Here is an 18698-nt window from a genome sequence, read left to right as displayed (position 1 = left end):
ACCTGATCTTCGCTCAACAAACGTAGCGGGGGGAGTCTTCCCGGCAACGCCGTCCGGCCGCGGTGCGGTGACCGTACGGCCGGCGGATGCCGCCGCGCCGGCCACCGGATCCGGCTGTCCCGCCCTCCCCCGCAGAGGAGGGGACGGGACAGCCGCCGGTGGCCGGCGCGCGAGCGGTGCCGGACGGCACACCGGCAGGCCCGGCGGGCGGTCCGGTCGTCAGGACACCGGTTCCGCCGCCCGCCGGCTGCGGCGGTGCTGTTCGGCCCAGTTCGTCAGCGCGGCGCCACATGCGTGGTCGAGATGGCGCAGCCCGCTCAGATCGAGCTCCACATCCCGGTTGGCGGGCAGCCCCTCGAGCTGGTCGAGGATCTTGGGCAGCCGCAGGAACGTGGCGTTGCCGACGGCGCTGACGAGCACCGGCTCGTCCTCGTCGTCCGGGGTGTAGATGTCGAGGTGGACGTGGGAGGTCTCCCATGCCGTCTTCGCGATGGCCATCAGCAGGCCGATGAGCACGCCCTCGAACATATTGACCGTCACGATCGCCAGCGCCGTGACCAGGAGAACGACGGCCTCACCGCGGTGCTCGCGCCACAGCGGCCGCAGCTCCTTGAACGGGATGAGCTTGCAGCCCGCATGGACCAGCACGCCCGCCAGCGCGGCCACCGGCACCACACCCAGCGCGGCCGGGAACGCCGCGGCGAACACCAGCAGCCAGACGCCGTGCAGCACCCGCGAGGCCTTGGTCTTCGCACCCGCCTGGACGTTGGCCGCACTGCGGACGATGACGGCGGTCATCGGCAGGGCACCGAGGATGCCGCAGACGGCGTTGCCCGCGCCCTGGGCCATCAGCTCCTTGTCGTAGTCCGTGCGCGGTCCGTCGTGCAGCCGGTCGACCGCGGCGGCGCTGAAGAGGGACTCGGCGGACGCGATCAGCGCGAAGGCGAGGACCGTGCCGAGCACACCGATCTCGGTGAGCCTGCCGAGGTCGCCGAGGCCGGGCGGCTGGATCGCGTCCAGCAGCCCGCTGACCTTGACGCGTGCGACGGGCATGTCCAGTGCCCATACCGCGGTGGTGGCGAGCGCCACAGCGGCCAGCGGTGCGGGGAGGACCCGCGCGGCGCGCCGCCAGCGCGGCCACAGCACCAGGACGGCGACCGTGCCGGCGCCGATGGCGAGCGCGGCCAGTGCCGTCCCCGACCCCACGGTGGAGGTGACCAGGCCTGGCAGGCCGCCGAGGTTGGCGAGTCCGCTGCCGGGTGCCTTGGCGTCCGCGAGGGCGTAGAGCTGTCCGGCGATCAGGACCAGGCCGATGCCGGCCAGCATGCCCTGGACGACGGCGACCGAAATCGCCCGGAACCAGCGCCCCAACTTCAGGGCACCCATGGCCAGTTGGAGGGCACCGGCGGCCAGTACCAGCGCGCCGAGCGCGCCGATGCCGTACTCCTTGACGGCTTCGAAGACCAGCACCGTCAGACCGGCCGCGGGGCCGCTGACCTGAAGGCTGCTGCCCGGGAGCAGGCCGGTGAGCAGCCCGCCGACCACGCCGGTGACGAGCCCCAGCTCGGCCGGGACCCCGGAGGCGACGGCCACCCCGACACACAGCGGGACGGCCACGAGGAACACCACGAGGGAGGCGGTGAAGTCCGCCCGGAAGGAGGTGAATCGCTTCATGAGGTGCACGCCCGCCTTCACAGCGGGAGGAACAGGTCGGAGGCCGGGTGATGTGCGGCCACCATGCCGGTGTGCACTTCGTAGAACCAGCCGTGCAGATTGACCTCGCCGGCGGCGAGCCGCTCCTGTACGCAGGGGTAGCCGCGCAGCCGGTCGACCTGTTCGCGGACATGTTGCTGGACCGCGGCGGAGACCGTCGGTTCCTCGTCCTTGGGCAGCTGGTCGGACAGCTGCTGCGCCAGCCAGTCCCGTACGGCAGGTGCGCCGGTCAGGTCCTCGCCGCGGGCCTTGGCGCCGACCGCGCCGCAGTGCGAGTGGCCGCACACCACGATGTCGGCCACGCCCAGGACGCGCATCGCGTACTCGATGGTGGCGGCTTCCGCGCAGGCGGCCATGTCCTCGCGGTAGACCGGTACGGCGTTGCCGGCGGTCCGTAGTTCGAACAGCTCGCCGGGCCGCGCCCCGGTGATCAGGGACGGGACGACCCGCGAGTCGGAGCAGGTGATGAACAGAGCGAGCGGGGACTGTCCGTCCGCGAGCCGGCCGTACGTCTCCTGTTCCTCTCGCCGGTCGGCAATACGGGCCGTCAGGCCCCGGGCATGCTGAATGAAGGTCTCCATGAGGAGGTCTCCTGCTGATGAGTGGTGCCACGGTGGGGTGGTGGCGCGAATGTGCAAGGTGCGGTGGGTGGTGCAGGCCACCACGCCGCTCTCAGCAGCGGAAGACGCAGTGCAGGACGGGGATTTCGGCCGGTCTTGAGGCGGCCTTGGTGGTGCTGCCGGCCGACGGGACACCGGATGACATCGCGGCGACGGGCGTCTTGACGCCCTCGCTGAACGGCGGGAGCGGCCGGCCGATGTGCTGGGGAATGCCGACGGAGAGCCGGGCGGTACGCCGCGGCTGGCCCCGTTCGGCGTCGCGCTTGGCCTCCTTCTCGGTGCCGTCATGGTCCGGTTCGGCGGCCGGCGGGGCGCTCGCGGACTTCACGGGCGACGGGGCGGTGAGCGCGCTCTTCGCGGCGCCGGAAGCCGTCGCCACACCGCCCAGCAGGAACCCCAGAACCACCATGAGGGCGGTCAGGGACGTGCGGCACAGGCGCAGCGCCGGTATGCCCGGTATGCAGGTGTCCTTCCGCATCATCGTCCCCCGTGGGTCGTCCACACGATTCCACTCTGCCCTCACAGTGCAGCACCCAGGTTTCGGGCGTGATAACGAGAAATGACGCCAAGTTTCAAGATTTCCTTCAAAGGATGCCGGGAACGTCCGTTGTGCGAACGGACGTTCACGTCTGTTCCGTTTCCGTACGGGCCGCGGTGGCGGTGGTGGTGTGCGCGGGGCGGCGGACCGCCCAGGCGAGGACGGGGAGGACCGCCAGCGCGAGAATCCCGCCGGCCAGCGCCAGCGTCGGGTAGCCGCCCAGGACGACGACGAGACCCGAGGCCATGCCCCCGGTGGCACCCGCGAGGGCGATGCCGACGTCCACCAGGCCCTGCGCCGACGCGCGACGGGCGGGCGGCAGTGCGTCGGTGACCAGGGCGGTGCCGCTGACCAGCCCGAAGTTCCAGCCGATGCCGAGCAGCACCAGTGCCGTGGCGAGCGCGGCAACGGAGTGCGGGGGCGCCAGGGCGGCGACGACCCCGGCGGCCAGCAGGACCGGACCGGACGCGCCGGCGATCCACCGCCTGCCGATCCGGTCGACCAGCAGCCCGGTGAGCGGGGAGGGCAGGAACATCGCTCCGACATGGAGGGCGATGACCAGGCCGGACGCCTGGGTGCCATGGCCGTGTGCCTGCATGTGGACGGGCGTCATCGTCATGATCGCGATCATCACGAGCTGGGTGATGATCATGATCGTGGTGCCGGTGACCACCCCGCGCCGGTCCGGTCGTGCGTCCGGGCGGCCGTCGGCCTCGCCCGCCGTGCTCCCGGCCGCCACCACGGCCTGCGCCGCGGCCAGCTTCTCGGCCAGCCGCAGCGGATCGGGCCGCAGCAGCACGGCCAGTGCCACCGCGGCAGCCCCGAACGCGGCGACGGCCAGCAGAAACGGCCCGGCGAGCCGGGGGATGCCCCAGGAGTGTGCGACCTCTCCCGTAAGGGTCACCAGATTGGGGCCGATCACCGCGCCGAGCGTGGTGGCGAAGAGCACGGTGCTCACCGCCCGCCCGCGTCGCGCGGGCGAGGCCAGATCCGCACCCGCGTAGCGTGCCATCAGATTGGTCGAGGTGCCGGCGCCGTAGACCAGCAGGGACCCGAACAGCAGTACCGCACTGCCGAGGGCGGCCGCCACCACGACCCCGAGGCTGCCGAGCGCCCCGACGGCGTACCCGAGCGCAAGACCGGGGCGCCGGCCGTGGCGCCGGCAGATCTGGCCGATGCCGACGGCCCCGAGCGCGGCACCGGCGGTGAACAGCGCACTGGGCACGCCCGCCAGACCGGTCGAGCCGAGCATGTCCTCGGCGAGCAGCGCGCCGACGGTGATTCCCGCGGCCAGGCCCGCGCCGCTGAGGATCTGGGAGAAGACCAGGACGGCCAGAATCCGCCGCTGTTCCGGCACCTCGTGGATGGCCTGGGCAGCGTTCCGAGCCGTCATGATTCCTTTTCCTCCGAGCCGGTATCGATCGCTGAGCCTTCAGGCCGCCACCGGTTCCAGCGCCGCGATATCCGCGAGCGACAGCCCCATCTGCTCATGGAGGAACCGCACCATGGTCCAGTGCGGCAGCGCACCCTCGTCGAACGGGCCGAATTCCTCGCAGTACAGCGGAATCCAGCGCAGCGCCTCTTCGAGCGCCTGCTCGCGGCCCGGCTCCTGCTGGTAGTCCTCGTAGGCGATGCTGCGGTGTTCGATGAAGAAGCGCCCCGGCAGCCGCTCCTCGCACAACGCCCGGTATTCGCGGGTCTGGAGGATGAGGTAGTGCCAGATCTCGTCGATGTCCTGTTCGACCGGCAGGAACAGGCCGCCGAGCCGGTCGTGGTGCCGGGAGACGAGATGGAGATAACGCAGACACTCGGTGACCTGGCGCTCCACGAAATCGCGTGGCGCGGCGCTCTTGTCGTCGAAGTGCGTCACCACCTCGGTGTACAGCGCGTCACCGAGCAGGTTCTTGAGATCGTCGGGGGATATCCGAGGCGGGGTGGTCATGCCTCTCCTGTCCGGGGGGAGCAGATGTCCGGGTGGGTCGGGGTGCCCGGTGGGTCGGCCGGGTGCCCGGGTGGATCAGGTCTCGCTCGTGAGCCAGGCGTACTTTCCCGACTTCCCGATGGGGATGTGCGCACGGTGTGCGAGCCGGCAGCGTCGCCCGGTCAGTTCGCCGATGCTTTCCTCCAGCGCCGCGGCCTCCGCGGGTTCGACGGGTGCGCCGTGGAACGTCGTGTACACCAGCTGCGCCTCGGAATCGCCGGTCAGCCGCAACTGGTACACAAAGACCTGCGAGGACGTCTCACCGATGCACCGGTCGAGGTCGCCCTGTGCGACGGGCCCGTGCGGAGTGCTGAGCAATTCCTTTACCCGCCCGCAGAATTGGGAGATCTTGCCGGGGTCCGGCGTCCCGTCCAGAGTGCGCACACAGTCACCCGAGCGGTACCGCACCAGCGGCATATAGGGATTGCGCACACTCGTGACGATCAGCTGGTAGATCGTGCTCCCTGCGGTGACCGGGTGGAGTTCGACGCTCATCTTGTCGAGATGCGGCCAGTAGGTGCCGCGGCGGTCGCTGAAGTAGAGATAGCCGAGCTCGGTGCTGCCGAACAGGTCGATGACCGGGCAGGCGAAGTGCTGGTGCAGAAAACGCCGGACGTTCACCGGGGTGTATTCGTAGGCGTGGATGATGCTGGCGGGCGGCGGGAAGCCGTCCCACAGCCCCCATTCGCCGACCTTCCGCAGCAGATGCGCCAGGTGATATCCGGAGCAGTCGAGGTGGTACCAGCCGCGCGGGTGCGTCCGCGCGGCGGCCCGGATCTCCTGGAGCATCCGTGCCACCTCGTCGCGCTCCCACAGCGCCGGGTCCAGCCGCAGATTGAGATAGCAGGTACGCGCATCGAGCTGCCGGTCCTCGGGGGCGGGCACCGGCGCCGGCACGGTACCGCGCCGTGCGGCATTGACCCGGGCCACATGTTCCGTCGCCAGCACCGTGGTCAGCGAGACCCGCCGGCAGCCCGATTCCCAGGTGTCTGCGATATCGGGGTGTTCGCGCCACAGCCGGTAGTAGGAGTGCAGCAGGAAATACGGGGGCCGGATGATCTGCATCCGGGCGTGATGGGTGCCGGTGGAGAGCACGAACTCGGCTTCGCCGTTCTCCAGCGCCGCGGCCAGCCGGGGCGTCATCCAGTTGTCGGGGAAGCCGCGCGCGATCTCCGGCTTGTCGAGCAGGGGGAAGTGGCCCTTCGCCAGCGACTCGCGGTAGATCGGAATGTCGCGGATCTGCTCGATGACCTCGGCGGTCGGCTGACCATCCATGGAATCCTCGTCCTTGCTCGGAATGCGGTGCCCACAAGGGAATTCGGGGAGCGGTGCCCGGGACGGGCCGGTGCCCGGGAGCGGGCGGGCGGCCCGATCGTGGTGTGCGCCGCCCGCCCGCTCGGGGCCCCTGAGGGTGCGAGGGTCAGGAGATACAGCCGGCCTTGGGCGCGGCGCTGATGCAGCCCGCCTTCGGCGCCGCGCTGATGCAGCCGTTCTTCGCCGCCTGCTGGGCGGAGTTGGCCGCGAGCCAGTTCTGCCAGACGTGGTCCTGGGCCATCTTCTTGATGAGCTGCTCCATGGGAACCTCCGATGAGAGTGCGGAAGAAGAACTGGGCATACGGCGCTGACCTGCGCTGATGCCACAGCACTGAAGGTAAAAGTATGACCAAGTGAATGTCAATTAAGGGCAATGTCGCCGTCTCGGGAAGTGTGCCCGGCGCGCCAACTTTGGCGGGATCCCGACGAGATGATCTCCCTCCGGAACCAAATGACGACCCGTCAGGTGGAGCGGTCGGAGGGAGCACGGGCGGGCCGGTCTGCCGGCGCCCCATTGCGCCGCCCGGCGGCCGTCGATCGGGTGACCCGTAGCGCGGCTCCGGAGCCGGGCGGCAGCCCGTGGGGGACGATCGCGACCAGTTACCCGCTGACCGGTCCGAGCTCCTGGGGAGTCCGCTGTGCGCATTCTGCTCATCGCCGGCGCGTTCAACAGCCTGACGCAGCGCGTGTACGCCGAACTCGGTGAACGAGGGCACCACCTGAGCGTGGAGCTGGTGACGCGGGAGACGCCGCTCCCGGAGGTCGTACGCCGTCATTCCCCCGACCTGATCGTGGCGCCGATGCTCAAGACGGCCGTGCCCCGCGAGGTGTGGTCCGCCCGCACCTGCCTGATCGTGCACCCCGGCCCCGTCGGTGACCGTGGCCCGTCCTCGGTCGACTGGGCCGTGCATCTGGGCGCCGAGCGGTGGGGGGTCACGGTCCTCCAGGCCAACGACGAGATGGACGCCGGTGACATCTGGGCCGCGGCCGACTGCCCCGTCCCCGAGGTGGGCAAGTCCGACCTGTACCGCAACGAGATCGCCGATGCCGCGGTCGAGGCCGTTCTGTCGGCCGTCGCGCGCGTGGCGTCCGGCACCCACCGCCCGCAGCCGCAGACCACCCTGCCCGACGCCGCGAGGACCGGCCGGCCCCGGCCGCCCTTCCGCCAGGAACTGCGCCGGATCGACTGGCGGTCCGACCCCACCGACACCGTCGTACGCAAGCTGCGCGCCGCCGACTCGCAGCCCGGCGTACGCGATGAACTCCTCGGTGACATCTGGCATTTGCACGGAGGCCACCCCGAGGACACCCTCACGGGCCGTCCGGGCGAGCTGCTCGCCACCCGGTGTGGCGCGATCTGCCGGGCGACGGCCGACGGCGCGGTATGGATCCCGGAACTGCGGCCGCCCCGCGCACCGGGGGAGCCCGGCACCCTCAAGCTGCCCGCCACGCTGGCGCTGGGCAACCGTCTCCCGCCGCTCCCCGAGCTCCCCGCCCCGCTCGGCCCCGGCGACGACGGCCCCCGTACCTGGAGCGACATCCGCTACCGCGAGGACGGGGCGGCCGGCTTCCTGGAGTTCTCCTTCCCCGGCGGCGCGATGAGCACCGGCCACTGCCGCCGCCTGCTCGCCGCCTACCGCCACGCCTGCGCCCGGCCGACCTCCGTGCTGGTCCTCGGCGGACGCCGGGACTTCTTCTCCAACGGCATCCACCTCCATGTCATCGAGGCCGCAGCCGACCCCGCCGAGGAGTCCTGGGCCAACATCAACGCCATGGACGACCTGGTACATGCCGTCCTGACCACCACCGACCGGCTGGTGGTCGCCGCGCTCGGCGGCAACGCCGCGGCGGGCGGGGCGATGCTGGCCCTCGCCGCCGACGAGGTGTGGTGCCGCTCGGCCGTGGTGCTCAACCCCCACTACCGGCTGATGGGGCTCTACGGTTCGGAGTACTGGACCTATACGCTGCCCGGCCGGGCAGGCCCTGAGGTGGCCGGGCAGCTCACCGCCCGCGCCCTGCCGATGACCGCGGCGGCAGGTGCGCGGCTCGGCCTGGTCGACCGGATCATCGACTGCCCCGCGCAGGACTTCGCCGCGCAGACCGGCCGGCTCGCGGCCCGGCTGGCGTCGGCGCCCGCGACCCAGGCCCGTATCGCCACGAAGAAGGCCGCCCGGGAACGCGACGAGGCGGAGCGGCCGCTCGCCGCTTACCGGGAGCACGAACTGGACCGGATGCACCGCATCTTCTTCGACCCGGACGAGCCCTATCACGCCCTGCGCCGGGCCTTCGTACGCAAGGAACCCGCGGCCGCCACCCCCTCGCACCTGAACTCCCCGCCCGTCGGGGCATGAGGAGCGCTGCCCCGCCCCCCCGGTGAGCGGCGGAACGGCCGGTGGGACGAAGCCTCCCGCCGCCCGGGGCCGGCGGCCGACGTCCGCCGGCCACCGGCCCGCTGTGCGTGCGTCCGCCGCGGCCCGGCGTCAAGCGGGGCTGCGCGTCAACCGCCGGCGCGGGTCTTCACGGGGCCGGCAGGTACTTGTATCCGATGCCGAAGACGGTGCTGATGGAGTCGCGCAGGCCGGGCCCCAGGCGTCGGCGCAGACGCGCGATGTGAACATCGACGGTGCGGGTGCTGGACTGGCAGCTGGGCCAGACCGCGGCCATCAGCTGTTCCCGGGTGAAGGCGCGCTGGGGATGCAGTACGAGGTGGGCCAGCAGATCGAATTCCAGCCGTGGCAGATCGAGTTGGCGGCCTCTGATGAAGACCGTCCGGGCCGCGGTATCGATACGGATCTGCTCCGGCCGGGACTGGCCGGCCGTCGGCTCCGCGGGGCGGGACGATTCCTCGCCGGCCGGCGCCAGGATGATGTGGACCTCGTCGGACGGCAGCCGGTGCACCGATACGGGTTCCAGGTCGTGCAGGGTCAACTGCCACTTGCCGTCGGGTAGCCGGTCGACCGCCAGGGGTGGCCCTTCGCCGGGCCCGGCTATGAGCGGCCGGACGACATCGGCGTCCGGACGCAACGCAAGCGGGGTCGTCGAGGAGTTCATAAACATGATCTGGGCCCATTCCTCTTGCAAAGCAGGCGTGTACGGACAGACATGGCGGTGCTCGACGTTCAAGGGTGCTGAGTGCTGCGCAGCGAGCGCGGCGCAGTGCGGTGGTGGTGAGGCGGGATGGCGCCCAAGCACTTGTGGTGCAGGTGCGTCCATCGGGGGCGATCGCTCCGCTCGTACCGCAAGAACGCTCGCGCCCATGCCCGTACCCAGCCGTGACGTGGTGTGAAGTCACGGCCTCCGGTCCAGACGAACGCTACATGTGATCGCGCGGTTCCGGAAAGTAGCATCCGCTAATTCGGTTGCTCTTGAGCCGATTTCATGTTTTGACGTCGTCGACTCCGGTGGCGGATCGGCCTGTTGGGTCGGGGCGGGTCGTCGTTTCCCGCGGCAAGGGCTTCGAGAATTCATTGAATGTTGTCGGTTCGGGTGCCCGCGGTGCTGGGGCGGGGCGGTGAAGGCCTCGCCGGTGGGGAGGGGGCGGCCGCACGGAGCGCGTCGCGTCCCTCGGGGGGCACGGGTGCGGTCGCCGCGGGTGGCGCGCCCGCTCGTCCGGGCTCTGCGCCGGGACCCGACCGGCATGGCTGGAAAACGTCCGTGAACTGGCCGAGGGCGGTGCGCTGTTGTGGGGTCGGCCCGCTCCGGGCGAGGGTGTCGCGCCGGGGGGTCGCGGGGGTGTGGCGCCCCGGTGGCCGAAGCGCCGGCCTCCATGGAAACGATGGATACGGAGGGGTAATCAGCAGCGATGCCCAGTTGTGGAGGTCCCGTGAGCACGTGAATATGCCAAATAAATGCGCAGTGTTGGGCGGAGTCGCAACCTGGAGGTGTTCGGGAGGTGGGTCAGAAGTTGTTTCCTTTTCAATCTCATGGAGGCTAAAAGGTGCGGAACCAGATATTCCAGGCTACTTGTTTTCGCAATGAGTTGAGGGTGAGTAGGGTGTGGCCCGCTGTCACTTGACCGGTGACAGGGATCCGGCTGAATTCGGCGCAGCTGGAATCCGGTGTGGGGGATGACGCCTTCGTGACCGGGAGGGGACCATGGCGGCCGGCTCTTTCGAGGGGCAGTACGTGTGGAGTCCGGCTGCCGATGACCGGGCGCTGGCGCGCGCGTGTATGGACGTACGGACCGGACGGTACTTGAGCGCGCACGAGGTGCTGAAGGAAGCCCGGGAGGATTTCGAAGTACGCGCCCACCGGTCCCTGGTGCTGGCGTCCGTGGCGGCCGACTCGGACCTGGCGGAGCGCTGGCTGGCCGAGGAGCCGGGCCCCGAGGCCGCGTTGCTCTGGGCCCGGGTGGCGATGCTCCGTGCCCTGCGGATGGCCGATGCCGGTGACCGGCGGCAAGGCGCTCTGGCGCGGATAGCGCAGTCCGCGTGCGAGCGGGCCGCGAAGCTGCTCCCCAAGGACCCCACCCCCTGGGTGGCGCAGCTGGCGCTGACGCGCCTCGACCGCCCGCAGGACCCCGCGCCGAAGGGGCTGCTGACCGCGCCGGCCGGGCCCTGGTACCTCTTCGCCCACATCCTCCGGCTCGACCCCTGGCACCGCGAGGCGCACCACCGCTTCCTGTCGTTCTTCTTCACCCGCTACGGCGGTTCGCCCGGCGCGAGCTGGGACGTTGCCGCGTTCCTGAGCCAGCGGGCCCCGGCCACCTCGCCGTTGCGGCTGCTGCCGCTGGTGGCGCTGGTCGAGGACTACAACCCGTCCGAGCTGCTCGCTGACCGTACCTGGGAGCAGCCCCAGTGGATCGCCACCGCCATGGGTATCTACCGGAACTGGCTTCCGCGGGTGGCCGGTTACCGTTTCACGCCGGTGCTGGATCTGGCGTATCTGGCGCATGCGCTGTTCATGGCGAAACGTGAATTCGAAGCGCGGGAAGTCTTCACGGCCATGGGGCCGTATGCCTCGCGTATGCCCTGGAGTGCATTCGGCGATCCCGAGGAGCAATTGACCAGAGCCAGACGCTCCTGCGGACTTCCCGTTCCCCATGACGGCTGATGCACGATGATTTCTCACCGCGCGGGATGCATCGCTGTGAAAAGGCCCGCGCATTCCGCCTCGCCCGTTGGATCAGTACCACCCGGTCCATTCTCTCTCCGGTTCCCCCAGAAAGGCTTCGGTTGTGTCCGAGCGTACGTCCCCAGCTCGCTCGAAAACCCCCCACGCGGCAGATCCCGTCACACTCGACGATGACGCCACGCTCCACGCCATGGGATATCCGCGGAAACTCACGCGCCGATTCCGCGCGTTCGACAATTTCGCCATTTCCTTCACCATCATCAACATCATCTCCGGGATCTTCTCCTCCTTCGGCTTCGGTCTGAACGCCGGCGGCCCGCGGATCCTGGTCTTCGGCTGGATCGGCGTATCGATCATGGTGCTGTTCGTCGGCGCCGCGATGGGCGAGATCGCCTCCGCCTACCCGACCAGCGGCGCGCTCTACTTCTCGGCAGGCAAGCTGGCCAAGCGGCACAAGGGCGCCTGGTCCTGGTACACGGGCTGGCTGAACTTCGTGGGCCAGGTCGGCGGCACCGCCGCCACCAACTTCGCCGCCGCCACCTTCATCCAGGCATTCATCGCCATGCAGTGGCCGTCCTACGAGCCGACGCCGCAGCAGACGGTCGGCATCACCGCGGCCATCCTTCTCCTCCAGGCGCTGGCCAACACGTATACCGTGCGGCTGGTCGCCCTGGTGAACCGCATTTCCGTGTGGTGGCTGCTGGTCGGCATGGTGGTGATCGTCGGAGCACTGACCGTGATACCCGACCAGCACCAGTCGCCTTCGTTCGCGATGCACTTCGTCAACAACACCGGCTTCACCCATGCGATTTACGGCGGAATGCTGGGTCTGCTCGTCACCAGCTGGACCTTCACCGGGTTCGACGGCAGCTTCCACATGTCTGAAGAAACGGTGAAGGCCACCGTCAATGCGCCCAGGGGCATCATGCGGGCGATCAGTTACTCCGCGATCACCGGACTGATCCTCATGCTCGCCCTGGTGTACGCGATCCGTGACTACGGTCACGCCGCGAGCGCCGAGGCGCCGCCCGTGCAGATTCTCGTCGACGCCCTCGGCCAAAGCACCGCCGGATTGCTGCTGTTGATCGTTATCGGCGCCATGCTGTTCTGCGGTCTTGCCAACATGACCAGCAATACCCGGCAGATCTTCGCCTTCTCCCGTGACGGCGCGATGCCCGGCTCCCGTTGGTGGCATTCGGTGTCCGCGCGCACCCGTACCCCCGTCAAGGCCGTCTGGCTCGCCGCGGCCTGCCCCCTGGTACTGGTGCTGCCCGGCTGGTGGTCGCACACCGCCTTCACCGCGGTGGTGAGCGTCAACGTCGTCGGGCTGTTCCTCGCCTACGCCGTGCCCATCTTCCTGCGCCTGCGGCTCGACGACTTCCAGGCCGGGCCGTGGAACCTCGGGCGCTACGGCAAGCCCGTCGCGGCGGTCGCCGTGGCCTGGATCCTGATCAGCAATGTGCTGTTCATGCTCCCCCAGGCGTCCCCGATCACCCCCGCCTCGTTCAACTATGCACCCATCGCGCTGGCGGTGGTGCTGATCATCGCCACCGTCTGGTGGTTCGCCACCGCCCGGCGGCGCTTCCAGGGTCCGGTCAGCTACGGCCGGCCCGACGAGGTCGCCGCCATGGACCTGATCTAGGGGGAGACGCCCCCGAGGCCGCGTCCTACGGAGCGTGGCGGCGCGCGAGGGAGGCCCGGCCGGCCGCACCGTCCCCGGCCGGCCCACCCGCGCGCCGCCACCGGCTCCGCACCGCTCCCGCCCCTGACCCCACCAGAAGGGACGAACACCCGGCATGTCCACCCTCGGCAACGCCCCGGACCAGCAGCCCGTCACCGGCGAACTCGCCGTCACCACCGCCTCGTTGGAGGACTGGCACCAGGTGACGCAGTGGGCCGCCGACGAAGGCTGGAACCCCGGCCTCGGCGACACCGCCTGCTTCCACCCCACCGACCCCGCGGGCTTCTTCACCGGACGCCGCGCCGGCCGCACCGTCTCCGCGGTCTCGATCGTCAGCTACTCGGACGCCTATGCGTTCCTCGGCTACTACCTCGTCCACCCCGACCACCGCGGGCAGGGCCTCGGACTCGCCACCTGGCGCGCCGCCTTCCCGCACGCCGGTGTCCGGACCGTGGGCCTCGACGCCGTCCCCGCCCAGCAAGCCACCTACCGGCGCGCCGGGTTCACCCCCGCCCACGACACCATCCGCTACGGCGGACGCCCCCTCCGCCCGGGCACACCGGCGCCGGCGGAGGTCGTAACCGTCACCGGTTCCCATCTCGACGCCGTCGCCGACTACGACCGGCGGTGCTTCCCCGCCGACCGCCGCGCCTTCGTCGCCCGCTGGCTGACGGCCCCCGGCCACTCCGCCCGCGTGTATCTGCGCGACGGCGCGGTCGCCGGCTACGGCGTGCTGCGTCCGGCGCGCACCGGCCATCGCATCGGCCCGCTCTTCGCCGACACCACCGAGGCCGCCGAGGCGCTCTTCGACGCCCTCGTCGCGTCCGTCGACCCGGACGGAGAGATCTTCCTCGACGTCCCCGGGCCGCGGCACACCGCCCACACCCTGGTCACGGCCCGCGGGCTGGTTCCGCAGTCGCACACCGTCCGGATGTACACCGGCGCGGTCCCGCCGGCGGAGCAGGAGCGGACCTTCGCCGTCACCAGCCTGGAGCTCGGCTGACGGCGGGCGGTGCCCCGTGGGGACGACGACGGCCGTCCGCACCACGGGGCACCGCCCGGCCGGGGACACCGCTCACGGACCGACCGTGCCGTCGATGGCCTCGCGGAGGAAGTCCGCATGGCCGTTGTGGCGGGCGTATTCGTGGATCAGGTGCAGCATCACCAGGCGCAGGGAGACATGTTCGCCCCAACGGGGCTGGTAGCCCGTGACATCGAGCGAGGCGGCCGCCTGCTCGATCCGGCGGGCGTGTGCCACCTCCGTCTGCCAGGCGTCGAACGCCTCCGCGCGGGTGGCCGTGCTCGCGTCGTACGCCACCTGGTAGTCACCGTCGGCCGACCAGACGAGCGGGAGGTCCTCGCCGTTGATCACCCGGCGGAACCAGGTGCGCTCCACCTCCGCCATGTGCCGCACCAGGCCGAGCAGGGAGAGCGTGGAGGGCGGGCTCGCCTGGCGCCTGAGGTCCTCGTCGGAGAGGCCGTCGGTCTTCATGGCGAGCGTGGCCCGGTGGAAGTCGAGGTAGGAGCGCAGGGTCTCCCGCTCGTCCGCGCGTACGGGCGGGGAGATGCGTTCGGTGGTCACGGTGGTTCCTTTCCGCGGCGAGCCCCGGGCAGGACCCGGCCGGTCCGTGCCGCCGCGCTGAGCGGTGTCACCACGGCGCGAGCCGCCCGCGGGGCTCAAGGGGATGGACAGAGCGATGCGCCCGTGGGGGAGAGGAACTCCCCGGGCGCTCCGGAGCGTGCCGACGAGGCGGCGCGGCGGCGGTCGAGGGGATCTTCCCGAGTACCGCGGGCCGCCGCAAGCGGTTTACGGGCGGCGGCGGGGGCAGATGGCCGCAGCACGGCGCGAACCACCTTCGACTCCGCGCGCCGAAGCGCCTGTTACGGCGAGAACGACGGCGCGGCACACGAGCGCGCGGGGCAGCCCGTCCGCGGGCCGTGCGCCTGCGTGCACACCCCCGGCGGAACGGGCCGTCCCTTCGCGCTCCGCGCCCGCTCGCCTCAGCCGTCGGTCGTCACGGCAGATACCGCTCGATAGCGCCGGGCCCCTCCTCGTCCATCAGGCGCCTGGCCCATGCCAGGCTCTCGGGGGTGGGTTCGCGCCCGGACGCCTTCACCAGGTCCTCCGGGTCGTAGGGCCGCTCGCTACCGGTGTAGAGCTCGACCGGGCGCCGCTCGGCCGACTTATCCCTGCCATTGGTCGTCACAGGTCCTCCTCTGTCCGCGCCCGCCGAGTCGCCGGGACCTCGCTTGGTTCCATCATGGGACCGCGCCCGAACACCCGCACGACGTACGCCGGGCCGCATCGTGCCCGGACGTCCGGCGGCGTCACCCCGCCGGGCGCGGGGCCCCGGGATAGTGCGGCGGATACGCCTGCTCCGTCCAGATCGTCTTGCCGTACGGCGTGTAGCGCGTGCCCCAGCGCTGTACCAGCTGCGCGACGATGAAAAGCCCGCGCCCGCCCTCGTCATCACTGGCGCTGTGCCGCAGGTGGGGGGAGGTGTGGCCGGTGTCCGACACCTCGGTCAGCAGGGTCCGGTCGCGCAGCAGCCGCAGATGCAGCGGCCCCGCCGCATGCCGTACGGCGTTGGTGACCAGCTCGCTGACCACGAGCTCCGTCGCATAGGACAGCTCCTCCAGGCCCCACTCCCGCAGCTGCCCGGTGGCCAGCTCGCGGGCCTTGCCCACCGCGGCCGGCTCCGCGGGCAGCTCCCAGGCCGCCACCTGCCGGGCGTCGAGCTCACGGGTGCGCACCAGCAGCAGGGCCGAGTCATCGACGGCAGGGCCGTCCGGCAGCAGCTCCGCCAGTACGTGGATACACAGCTCGTCCAGCGGCCGGCGGTGATCGCTCAGCACCCGGCCCAGGATCTCCAGCCCCTCGTCGACGTCCCGGTCCCGGCCCTCGACCAGCCCGTTCGTGAACATCGCGATCAGGCTGCCGGCCGGCAGCTCGATCTCCAGGGATTCGAACGGCAGGCCCCCGAGCCCCAGTGGCGGGCCGGCCGGCAGATCCGGGAAGTACAGACCGCCCTCCGCGTCCACGACGGCCGGCGGCAGATGACCGGCCCGCGCCATGGTGCACCGCCGCGACACCGGGTCGTAGACCGCGTAGAGACAGGTCACGCCGGTGGCCACATCGTCCGGTCCGGCGTCCATGCCGACCACGGCAGCCTGCTCCTCCGCGGTCTGTCCCACCAGGTCGTCCAGCCGGCTCAGCAGCTCGTCGGGGGACAGGTCCAGCCGGGCCAGGGCGCGTACGGTCGTGCGCAGCCGTCCCATGGTCGCCGCCGCCTGGAGGCCATGACCGACCACGTCCCCGACGACCAGGCCGACCCGGGTACCCGAGAGACCGATGACATCGAACCAGTCGCCGCCGACCCCGGCCCGGTCGTCGCTCGGCAGATAGCGGTAGGCCTGGTCGACGGCGGACTGGTCCGGCAGATGCTGGGGCAGCAACGTGCGCTGGAGGGTGAGCGCGGCGGTGTGCTCCCGGGCGAAGCGGCGGGCGTTGTCCAGGCACACGGCCGTCCGGATGACCAGCTCGTCGGCGAGCTCGATCTCCTCCTTGTCGAAGCCCGACGGGGCGCCGCGGACAAAGGTGACCAGCCCCAGCAGGGTGCCGCCGGCCCGCAGCGGCACCACCATGGTGCCCTCCTCGCGCACCATGCCGCCGGAGGACAGACTGCGGTACTGGAGCGATCCCGGCGGGTACTCGATGCGGTGCGGGCCGGCCGGCGCGCCGTCCGGGGTGTGCTCGGCGGTGCGGGTGGCGGCCCGCACCAGGGCCGGCAGGGTGCCGTCGGCCGATTCCGGCTCCCCGCCGTGCAGTACGGACCGCAGCAGGTCGACGGTGGCCATGGACGCGAAGTCCGGCACCACCACCTCCGTGATCTCCCGCGCGGTGAGGGTCATGTCGAGGGTGGTGCCGATCCGGGCGCCTGCCTCCACCAGGAGGTTCAGCCGACGCTGTGCCTGGTAGCGGCCGCTGATGTCGAAGGCGTCCTCGCACACCCCGAGCACCCGGCCGTGGGCGTCCTGCAACCGGTAGTAGGAGCAGGACCAGACGTGATCGGGCCCCGGGTCGGAGGGCTGCTGGCCGACGAAGTGCAGATCGAGGATCGGTTCGCCGGTCTCCAGGACGTGGTGCATCACCGCGTCGAGGGTGCGCGGATACCCCTCGGTCACAAACTCACCGTTCGGGTAGAGCTCATCGGCCCGGGCGCCGAGGAACTCCTCCGACGGCAGCCCGATCTCCCGCACATACGCGGTATTCGCCCAGGTCAGTCGCAGCTCCGTGTCGTAGATCCCCAGGCCCACCGGAGACTGGGTGGCCAGGCCGTGCAGCATCGCCTGGCGGGACTCCCACATCCGGTGATCGTCCAGCTCGGCCGCGACCAGGACACGGGCGGGCCGCCCGCCGCCGCCCCCGGAGACCTCGGCCAGCGGACAGAGCGCGACGGCCATCCGCAGGATCCGGCCGTCCCGGTGGCGCACCGCGTGCACCTCGTTGCCGCTCAGCGTGCCCTGCGGTGGCTGTGCGGCCGCGGAACCGGCCGGCAGCAACGACTCCAGGGGATGCCCGACGATCTCCTCCGGGGTGTATCCGAGGAGTCGCTGGGCCGCCGGGCTCCACCCGATGATCCGATCCTGGGCATCCAGAACCGCAGTGGCCGCCCTGGTGACGTCGAGGGGACCACGGAAGTCGGCGCTCTCCGCCGCGTTCCATGCGTTCATGGCATCAACCCAGCCCGGTTCGTATTCCCAGCATCGAGCCTGATCAAGACCGGCACAACTGCGCTGCGGCCGAGGGGACGCGCCCTTGGTGCGGCCCCGCCCAGTCGCTGGCAGAGTGGGAAGGGGCCCAGAGCAACAGGAGGCAGATGTGATGTCGGCCCATGGCCCGGCCACTCCGGTGCGTGGCGCTCCCTGCTGGGTCAGCCTGATGGCCAGCGATCTGCAGTCCGCGCAGAAGTTCTACTCCGCCGTCCTGGGCTGGCGGTTCCGTCCGGCCAGCCTCGGCGACGAGTTCTCCGTCGCGGTCGCCGGCGGACAGCCGGTCGCCGGCATCGGTGCCCTCGCCCAGAGCTTCCAAGTGGCCGTGGCCTGGACCTCGTACTTCGCGGTGGAGAACGCCGACGACACCGCCGACCGGATCCGCGAGCGCGGGGGGACCGTCGCCGTCGGACCGCTCAAGGTCGGCCCCGGACGCGCCGCCCTCGCGGCCGACCCCGACGGCGCCACCTTCGGCTTCTGGGAGGGCCAGACGCTGGCCTGGTCGGTCGGACAGGGGGCCGCGCCCGCTGTTCTCGAACTGCGCACCCGGGATGCCTTCGCCGCCGCCATCTTCTACGCGGAGGTCTTCGGCTGGGCTTCCGAGGAGCCGGGCGGCTGCGAGGTGACCTACGAACACGACCAGGTGATCGTCCGGGACGGTACGCACACCGTCGCCACCCTGCGCGGCGGCGCGGTGGAGTCCGCCCCCGACCCGCGGGTGCGCCCCCGTTGGCACGTCCACTTCCCGGTCCGCGACATCGAGAAGGTGACGGCCGAGGCGGTGGCCGCCGGTGGAACCGTCACGCCGGTGACGCCGACCACGGACGGCAAGGGCTGCCAGGCCGTCATCCGCGACCCCGACGGCGGCCTCTTCACCATCACCTCGCCCTCGGCCTGAGGGCCTGCCCCGGGCCTTGGCCCCCGCCGTCGATGTGCGGCACGGACAGCAGCTTGTGCCACGGGAACTGACGGTCCGCCTCCCCGCCGAAGCCGACGGTGCCGCTC

General features: G+C 71.1%; 16 protein-coding genes. 5 read left to right on the top strand and 11 right to left on the bottom strand.

The annotated features are described in order from the left end of the window. Positions 1–219: 219 nt before the first annotated feature. The 7 genes from K7C20_RS03690 to K7C20_RS03660 all read right to left on the bottom strand — a co-directional run bounded on the left by K7C20_RS03690 (position 220) and on the right by K7C20_RS03660 (position 6428). The gene (locus tag K7C20_RS03690) at positions 220–1674 is read right to left on the bottom strand and encodes a SulP family inorganic anion transporter (protein ID WP_053209102.1); all 1455 of its coding nucleotides are present in this window, start codon (positions 1672–1674) and stop codon (positions 220–222) included. Between the two features lie 17 nt (positions 1675–1691). Next, entirely contained in the window at positions 1692–2294 is a 603-nt protein-coding gene (locus K7C20_RS03685) for a carbonic anhydrase (protein ID WP_053209076.1), read from the bottom strand. A 91-nt stretch (positions 2295–2385) separates the two neighbouring features. Then, positions 2386–2835, bottom strand: coding sequence for a hypothetical protein (locus K7C20_RS03680; RefSeq protein ID WP_150127200.1), 450 nt, complete (start codon positions 2833–2835; stop codon positions 2386–2388). A gap of 121 nt (positions 2836–2956) precedes the next feature. After that, positions 2957–4264, bottom strand: coding sequence for an MFS transporter (locus K7C20_RS03675; RefSeq protein WP_053209075.1), 1308 nt, complete (start codon positions 4262–4264; stop codon positions 2957–2959). 39 nt (positions 4265–4303) lie between these two features. Beyond that, the gene (locus tag K7C20_RS03670) at positions 4304–4813 is read right to left on the bottom strand and encodes a glycine-rich domain-containing protein (RefSeq protein ID WP_030083234.1); all 510 of its coding nucleotides are present in this window, start codon (positions 4811–4813) and stop codon (positions 4304–4306) included. A gap of 75 nt (positions 4814–4888) precedes the next feature. Next, a complete protein-coding gene (locus K7C20_RS03665) occupies positions 4889–6127 on the bottom strand; it encodes a phenylacetate--CoA ligase family protein (RefSeq protein WP_030083232.1) in 1239 nt (412 codons plus the stop codon). Positions 6128–6272: 145 nt separating this feature from the next. Beyond that, positions 6273–6428 carry a hypothetical protein gene (locus tag K7C20_RS03660; protein WP_167352505.1) on the bottom strand — a complete coding sequence of 52 codons (156 nt, stop codon included), beginning with the start codon at positions 6426–6428 and terminating at the stop codon, positions 6273–6275. Between the two features lie 376 nt (positions 6429–6804). Here K7C20_RS03660 and K7C20_RS03655 point away from each other — a divergent pair, with 376 nt between their 5' ends. Next, on the top strand, positions 6805–8517 hold the full coding sequence (locus K7C20_RS03655) for a hydrogenase maturation protein (protein ID WP_053209074.1): 1713 nt from the start codon (positions 6805–6807) through the stop codon (positions 8515–8517). Positions 8518–8683: 166 nt separating this feature from the next. Here the strand turns inward: K7C20_RS03655 and K7C20_RS03650 are convergent, their stop codons facing one another. Continuing rightward, positions 8684–9223 (bottom strand): winged helix-turn-helix domain-containing protein, encoded by a 540-nt coding sequence (locus tag K7C20_RS03650; protein ID WP_409351299.1) that lies wholly within the window; start codon positions 9221–9223, stop codon positions 8684–8686. A gap of 1038 nt (positions 9224–10261) precedes the next feature. On the opposite strand from K7C20_RS03650, the gene K7C20_RS03645 reads away from it, so the two are divergent. From K7C20_RS03645 to K7C20_RS03635, 3 genes are all read left to right on the top strand, one after another. Next, positions 10262–11218, top strand: coding sequence for a hypothetical protein (locus K7C20_RS03645; RefSeq protein ID WP_209443890.1), 957 nt, complete (start codon positions 10262–10264; stop codon positions 11216–11218). A 211-nt stretch (positions 11219–11429) separates the two neighbouring features. Beyond that, positions 11430–12881 carry an amino acid permease gene (locus K7C20_RS03640; RefSeq protein ID WP_030083222.1) on the top strand — a complete coding sequence of 484 codons (1452 nt, stop codon included), beginning with the start codon at positions 11430–11432 and terminating at the stop codon, positions 12879–12881. A 154-nt stretch (positions 12882–13035) separates the two neighbouring features. Beyond that, positions 13036–13923, top strand: coding sequence for a GNAT family N-acetyltransferase (locus K7C20_RS03635; protein WP_030083220.1), 888 nt, complete (start codon positions 13036–13038; stop codon positions 13921–13923). Between the two features lie 72 nt (positions 13924–13995). On the opposite strand, the gene K7C20_RS03630 is transcribed toward K7C20_RS03635, so the two are convergent. The 3 genes from K7C20_RS03630 to K7C20_RS03620 form a co-directional block, all read right to left on the bottom strand. Further along, the gene (locus tag K7C20_RS03630; RefSeq protein WP_030083218.1) at positions 13996–14502 is read right to left on the bottom strand and encodes a DinB family protein; all 507 of its coding nucleotides are present in this window, start codon (positions 14500–14502) and stop codon (positions 13996–13998) included. A 433-nt stretch (positions 14503–14935) separates the two neighbouring features. Then, a complete protein-coding gene (locus tag K7C20_RS03625; RefSeq protein ID WP_030083216.1) occupies positions 14936–15127 on the bottom strand; it encodes a hypothetical protein in 192 nt (63 codons plus the stop codon). 121 nt (positions 15128–15248) lie between these two features. After that, on the bottom strand, positions 15249–17654 hold the full coding sequence (locus K7C20_RS03620; protein WP_030083214.1) for a SpoIIE family protein phosphatase: 2406 nt from the start codon (positions 17652–17654) through the stop codon (positions 15249–15251). Positions 17655–17805: 151 nt separating this feature from the next. Between K7C20_RS03620 and K7C20_RS03615 the strand changes: the two genes are divergently transcribed. Then, positions 17806–18591 carry a VOC family protein gene (locus tag K7C20_RS03615; RefSeq protein ID WP_030083212.1) on the top strand — a complete coding sequence of 262 codons (786 nt, stop codon included), beginning with the start codon at positions 17806–17808 and terminating at the stop codon, positions 18589–18591. Positions 18592–18698: the final 107 nt, after the last annotated feature.

The sequence above is a fragment of the Streptomyces decoyicus genome (assembly GCF_019880305.1).
GTDB classification, from domain to species: Bacteria; Actinomycetota; Actinomycetes; order Streptomycetales; family Streptomycetaceae; genus Streptomyces; species Streptomyces decoyicus.
Note: the sequence above shows the minus strand (reverse complement) of the source record. Positions and strands in the feature narration are given on the sequence as shown.